Origin of the sequence: Xenorhabdus bakwenae (assembly GCF_030272115.1) — a bacterium.
GTDB lineage: Bacteria > Pseudomonadota > Gammaproteobacteria > Enterobacterales > Enterobacteriaceae > Xenorhabdus > Xenorhabdus bakwenae.
Genome location: NZ_CP119196.1, coordinates 1 through 6,368, shown reverse-complemented (window position 1 = coordinate 6,368; position 6,368 = coordinate 1). Strand labels below are relative to the sequence as shown.

At 49.6% G+C, this 6,368-nt stretch carries 5 protein-coding genes; 3 read left to right on the top strand and 2 right to left on the bottom strand.

Translation table 11 applies throughout. The features are described 5' to 3' along the window. The first annotated feature begins 67 nt into the window (after positions 1–67). Complete coding sequence (locus PXH59_RS19945; protein ID WP_285811899.1) at positions 68–520, top strand: PedC/BrcD family bacteriocin maturation disulfide isomerase; 453 nt, start codon at positions 68–70, stop codon at positions 518–520. A gap of 957 nt (positions 521–1,477) precedes the next feature. On the opposite strand, the gene lacI is transcribed toward PXH59_RS19945, so the two are convergent. Together lacI and aph(3')-Ia are read right to left on the bottom strand one after the other, a co-directional pair. Then, complete coding sequence (lacI, locus tag PXH59_RS19940) at positions 1,478–2,560, bottom strand: DNA-binding transcriptional repressor LacI (RefSeq protein ID WP_000805902.1); 1,083 nt, start codon at positions 2,558–2,560, stop codon at positions 1,478–1,480. A 189-nt stretch (positions 2,561–2,749) separates the two neighbouring features. Then, positions 2,750–3,565 carry an aminoglycoside O-phosphotransferase APH(3')-Ia gene (gene aph(3')-Ia / locus PXH59_RS19935; protein ID WP_000018329.1) on the bottom strand — a complete coding sequence of 272 codons (816 nt, stop codon included), beginning with the start codon at positions 3,563–3,565 and terminating at the stop codon, positions 2,750–2,752. Between the two features lie 430 nt (positions 3,566–3,995). Between aph(3')-Ia and PXH59_RS19930 the strand changes: the two genes are divergently transcribed. Both PXH59_RS19930 and PXH59_RS19925 read left to right on the top strand, forming a co-directional pair. Further along, on the top strand, positions 3,996–4,472 hold the full coding sequence (locus PXH59_RS19930) for a glycoside hydrolase family 24 protein (RefSeq protein WP_000229403.1): 477 nt from the start codon (positions 3,996–3,998) through the stop codon (positions 4,470–4,472). Positions 4,473–4,664: 192 nt separating this feature from the next. Next, positions 4,665–6,209, top strand: a complete 1,545-nt coding sequence (locus PXH59_RS19925; RefSeq protein ID WP_285811895.1) for a glycoside hydrolase family 19 protein — start codon at positions 4,665–4,667, stop codon at positions 6,207–6,209. Positions 6,210–6,368: the final 159 nt, after the last annotated feature.

The following is a 6,368-nucleotide window of genomic DNA, read 5'->3' as shown; positions in this document are numbered from 1 at the left end:
GAATTGTGAGCGGATAACAATTCCCCTGTAGAAATAATTTTGTTTAACTTTAATAAGGAGATATACCATGGAGATCTCCGCTGACAGTTCCGCTACTATAGAATCAAATACTAGCTCGAAAATCATCGATGGTGCAACTTATGAAGAAAACATCAAGGGCGTTATTCCTATTACGCTAACTCAATATTTGCATAAAGCTCAAACTGGAGAAAAATTTATTGTCTTTGTCGGGTTCAAGGAGTGTGTGCATTGTCGTAAATTTTCTCCAGTCATGAAACAGTACTTACAACAAAGTCAGCATCCCATTTATTACTTAGACTATGGGAACAACGGGTCTTTCAGCATGGCTTCTCAAAAACAAATAACTGATTTCTATTCAACTTTTGCAACCCCCATGAGTTTTATGGGAACGCCAACTGTTGCCTTGCTCGATCATGGTAAGGTGGTATCAATGACCGCTGGTGATGATACCACTTTATCTGATTTACAACAGATTACTGCTGATTACAATAATCAGTAGCTCGACATCGAGCTCATCAAGCTTATCGTTGAATTCGTCGCGCTTCCTAGCATAACCCCTTGGGGCCTCTAAACGGGTCTTGAGGGGTTTTTTTGGCGGATGTTAGCTAACGTCGTGTTTAAGGCGCGCCGTTATCCACAGAATCAGGGGATAACGCAGGAAAGAACATGTGAGCAAAAGGCCAGCAAAAGGCCAGGAACCGTAAAAAGGCCGCGTTGCTGGCGTTTTTCCATAGGCTCCGCCCCCCTGACGAGCATCACAAAAATCGACGCTCAAGTCAGAGGTGGCGAAACCCGACAGGACTATAAAGATACCAGGCGTTTCCCCCTGGAAGCTCCCTCGTGCGCTCTCCTGTTCCGACCCTGCCGCTTACCGGATACCTGTCCGCCTTTCTCCCTTCGGGAAGCGTGGCGCTTTCTCATAGCTCACGCTGTAGGTATCTCAGTTCGGTGTAGGTCGTTCGCTCCAAGCTGGGCTGTGTGCACGAACCCCCCCGTTCAGCCCGACCGCTGCGCCTTATCCGGTAACTATCGTCTTGAGTCCAACCCGGTAAGACACGACTTATCGCCACTGGCAGCAGCCACTGGTAACAGGATTAGCAGAGCGAGGTATGTAGGCGGTGCTACAGAGTTCTTGAAGTGGTGGCCTAACTACGGCTACACTAGAAGAACAGTATTTGGTATCTGCGCTCTGCTGAAGCCAGTTACCTTCGGAAAAAGAGTTGGTAGCTCTTGATCCGGCAAACAAACCACCGCTGGTAGCGGTGGTTTTTTTGTTTGCAAGCAGCAGATTACGCGCAGAAAAAAAGGATCTCAAGAAGATCCTTTGATCTTTTCTACGGGGTCTGACGCTCAGTGGAACGAAAACTCACGTTAAGGGATTTTGGTCATGAGATTATCAAACCGGTGAGGCTATCCCGTTGGCGGTTAATCACCCACAGCGTGACCAGCTTGCGCTTTATTGGCCAGATTCCAGGCGAGAAACCTGACGTGCGAGTTGCATCAGGCTATCCGCCAAAGCTCTCGGAGAGGCAGTCTGGGTGTTCGGAGCCAGCGTGGTTTTGCGCTTAACGAGAGATACCGGAAGTAGTTGGTTACCCTTCACCGCCTGACCTTGCGACAGTTGCAGCAAACGATCCACGCTCGTTTGACCCAGCAAACGAAAATCCTGCTTAATGGTGGTCAAAGGCGGGATGTAACAGCTGGAGTCTTCGGTGTCATCATAACCCACGACGCTGATGTCTGCACCAACACGCAGGCCGGATTCGGTAATCGCACGCATCGCGCCCAGCGCCATCTGATCATTCGCCACAAGCATAGCGGTCGGAACAATACCTTCGTTCAGCATCTGCATGGTCTGCTGAAAACCGCTCATTGCTGACCAATCGCCCTCGCGCTCGGCAATCGGCTGAATTTGATTACGCGTCAGGTATTTATGCCAACCCGCCAGACGCAGGCGAGCCGACACGCTGCTCAGCGGACCGGCGAGCAGGGCGATTTGCTGATGACCCAGCGCAACCAGGTGCTCCACGCCTAATCTGGTGCCGTCCTCGTGGGAGAAGATGATGGAGTTAATCGGAGTTTGATCGCTAACGTCCAGGAACAATGCCGGCACGTTGGTGCACGCAGCCTCCACGGCGATTGCGTCCTGGTCGTCCAGCGGGTAATTAATAATCAGGCCTGAAACACGTTGCGCCAACAGGTTGTGCACAGCCGCCTTGCAGGCCTCGACACCGCTGCGTTCAACCATGCTGACGACCACGCTAGCACCCAACTGGTCTGCACGGCTCTTGATCGCGGCCACGATCTGAGACGGTGCATGTAAGGCCAAGCTGCTGGTAGCGACGCCGATCAGCAGGCTCTGTTTGCCGGCCAGTTGTTGCGCTACACGGTTCGGGATGTAGTTCAGTTCCGCCATCGCCGCCTCAACTTTTTCACGGGTTTTCGCGCTCACGTGGCTCGCTTGATTCACAACGCGGGAAACTGTCTGATAACTAACGCCCGCATACTCAGCAACATCATATAGTGTTACGGGTTTCATATTCACCACCCTGAATTGACTCTCTTCCGGGCGCTATCATGCCATACCGCGAAAGGTTTTGCACCATTCGATGGTGTCCGGGATGAGTTCCGCAAGTGTGCTATTCAATGTTTCACCGTAGGCGCTCACTCCCGATATCTTGTTATTCCTCGCAGCCGCGTTAATTACCACGACGCTATCCGGCTTGCTTTAGAAGAACTCGTCCAGCATCAGGTGAAATTGCAGTTTGTTCATGTCCGGGTTGTCGATACCATACTTCTGAAATAAGCGCTTCTGCAAGGATGGGCTGAACTCACCCAGGCAATTCCATAGGATCGCCAGATCCTGATAACGATCGGCGATGCCTACACGGCCCACGTCAATGCAGCCGATCAGCTTACCCTCATCGAAGATGAGGTTATCCAGGGAAAAATCCCCATGTGTGACCACGCTGTCCGGCGAAAACGGGAGCAGTTTATGCATTTCTTTCCACACTTGTTCAACCGGCCAGCCATTGCGCTCGTCGTCGAAGTCCGATGCATCAACCAGGCCGTTGTTCATACGGCTTTGCGCTTGCGCCAAGCGGAAAACGCGATCGGAGTTGAACGGGCAGTTGCACACCGGAATGCTATGTAAACGACGCAGGAACACAGCCAGGGCATCAACAATGTTCTCACCGCTGTCCGGGTATTCTTCCAGAACCTGAAACGCGGTCTTACCCGGGATCGCGGTGGTCAACAGCCACGCATCGTCCGGAGTGCGGATAAAGTGTTTAATCGTCGGCAGAGGCATGAACTCGGTCAACCAGTTCAAACGAACCATCTCATCCGTGACATCATTAGCGACAGAACCTTTACCGTGCTTAAGAAACAGTTCCGGAGCGTCTGGCTTGCCGTACAGACGATAAATGGTTGCGCCAGACTGACCCACGTTATCTCTTGCCCATTTGTAGCCGTACAGGTCCGCGTCCATATTGCTGTTCAAACGCGGACGGCTACATGATGTTTCCCTTTGTATGTGACTCATAACACCCCTTGTATTACTGTTTATGTAAGCAGACAGTTTTATTGTTCATGATGATATATTTTTATCTTGTGCAATGTAACATCAGAGATTTTGAGACACGGGATCGCACAAGTTCACTAGCTGAATCCATCCGTCCGCCTCATCCAGATTGAGGCGCCCTGGCACAGGAACGTTATCCGGACGTTCAGTTCCACCAGACCCGCGAGCATTAATTCTTGCCTCCAGGGCGCGGTAGTCGCGCCCTGTCAATTTCCCTTCCTTATTAGCCGCTTACGGAATGTTCTTAAAACATTCACTTTTGCTTATGTTTTCGCTCATATCCCGAGCGGTTTCAAAATTGTGATCTATATTTAACAAATTAATTAAACAGCAATTTTGCGTTATCTGTTAATCGAGACTGAAATACATGAAAAAAACCACATTAGGATCGCTGGTAGAAATCAATAATCAACGTAAGGCGTTCCTCGATATGCTGGCGTGGTCGGAGGGAACTGATAACGGACGTCAGAAAACCAGAAATCATGGTTATGACGTCATTGTAGGCGGAGAGCTATTTACTGATTACTCCGATCACCCTCGCAAACTTGTCACGCTAAACCCAAAACTCAAATCAACAGGCGCTGGACGCTACCAGCTTCTTTCCCGTTGGTGGGATGCCTACCGCAAGCAGCTTGGCCTGAAAGACTTCTCTCCGAAAAGTCAGGACGCTGTGGCATTGCAGCAGATTAAGGAGCGTGGCGCTTTACCTATGATTGATCGTGGTGATATTCGTCAGGCAATCGACCGTTGCAGCAATATCTGGGCTTCACTGCCGGGCGCTGGTTATGGTCAGTTCGAGCATAAGGCTGACAGCCTGATTGCAAAATTCAAAGAAGCGGGCGGAACGGTCAGAGAGATTGATGTATGATCCTCAATGGCTCGGTACCAAATTTTCGAAAAAAAGACGCTGAAAAGCGTCTTTTTTCGTTTTGGTCCAATAGTCGATGCGTTCGGCGGATTTCTCCCCGGTGCTAATACGACTCACTATAGGGGAATTGTGAGCGGATAACAATTCCCCTGTAGAAATAATTTTGTTTAACTTTAAGAAGGAGATATACATATGGCCCAAAATTGCGGTTGCGCCTCTGGTCTGTGTTGTTCCAAATATGGTTATTGCGGAACGGGTAGCGATTATTGTGGGGATGGATGTCAGAGCGGGCCGTGCGACAGTTCTTCTGGAAGCGGGTCTTCTGTCAGCGACATCGTCACTCAATCGTTCTTTGACGGCATTATCAACCAGGCCGCCTCATCTTGCGCAGGAAAGAACTTTTATACAAGAGCCGCCTTCCTTTCTGCTCTGAACAGCTACAGTGGCTTTGGTAATGACGGATCAACGGACGCGAACAAACGTGAAATCGCGGCGTTCTTTGCGCACGTGACGCATGAAACGGGTCATTTCTGCTACATCGGGGAGATTAACGGGGCAAGTCACAATTATTGCGACTCAAGTAACACACAGTACCCTTGCGTGAGCGGACAGAACTATTATGGACGGGGTCCTTTACAGTTGACATGGAATTATAATTACGGTGCCGCAGGCAATTCAATCGGTTTTAACGGTCTCTCAAATCCCGGCATCGTCGCGACAGATGTAGTGACGAGTTTTAAAACTGCGCTTTGGTTCTGGATGAACAACGTACATTCCGTTATCGGTCAGGGATTCGGAGCTACGATACGCGCGATAAACGGAGCAGTTGAGTGCAACGGCGGTAATACCGCAGCGGTAAATGCTCGTGTGCAATACTATAAAGATTATTGTTCGCAACTGGGTGTATCCCCGGGAGATAATCTTACCTGTCTGCAGGAGAACTTGTATTTTCAATCCCTCGAGATGAGTAAAGGAGAAGAACTTTTCACTGGAGTTGTCCCAATTCTTGTTGAATTAGATGGTGATGTTAATGGGTACAAATTTTCTGTCAGTGGAGAGGGTGAAGGTGATGCAACATACGGAAAACTTACCCTTAAATTTATTTGCACTACTGGAAAACTACCTGTTCCATGGCCAACACTTGTCACTACTCTCACTTATGGTGTTCAATGCTTTTCAAGATATCCAGATCATATGAAGCGGCACGACTTCTTCAAGAGCGCCATGCCTGAGGGATACGTGCAGGAGAGGACCATCTTCTTCAAGGACGACGGGAACTACAAGACACGTGCTGAAGTCAAGTTTGAGGGAGACACCCTCGTCAACAGGATCGAGCTTAAGGGAATCGATTTCAAGGAGGACGGAAACATCCTCGGCCACAAGTTGGAATACAACTACAACTCCCACAACGTATACATCATGGCCGACAAGCAAAAGAACGGCATCAAAGCTAACTTCAAGACCCGCCACAACATCGAAGACGGCGGCGTGCAACTCGCTGATCATTATCAACAAAATACTCCAATTGGCGATGACCCTGTCCTTTTACCAGACAACCATTACCTGTCCACACAATCTGCCCTTTCGAAAGATCCCAACGAAAAGAGAGACCACATGGTCCTTCTTGAGTTTGTAACGGCTGCTGGGATTACAGGGGCCGCAATCCAATTGGGCCCGGCTCCCATCACCATCACCACCACCATGACTAATCTAACTCAATGGCGAGGCATCAAATAAAACGAAAAGGCTCAGTCGAAAGACTGGGCCTTTCGTTTCATCTGTTGCTTGTCGGTGAACGCCCTCTACTAGAGTCACACTGGCTCACCTTCGGGTGGGCCTTTCTGCGTTTATAACTAGTGGCTGGGCTAGCTGGCGCGGCTTGTCCTTGTAATACGA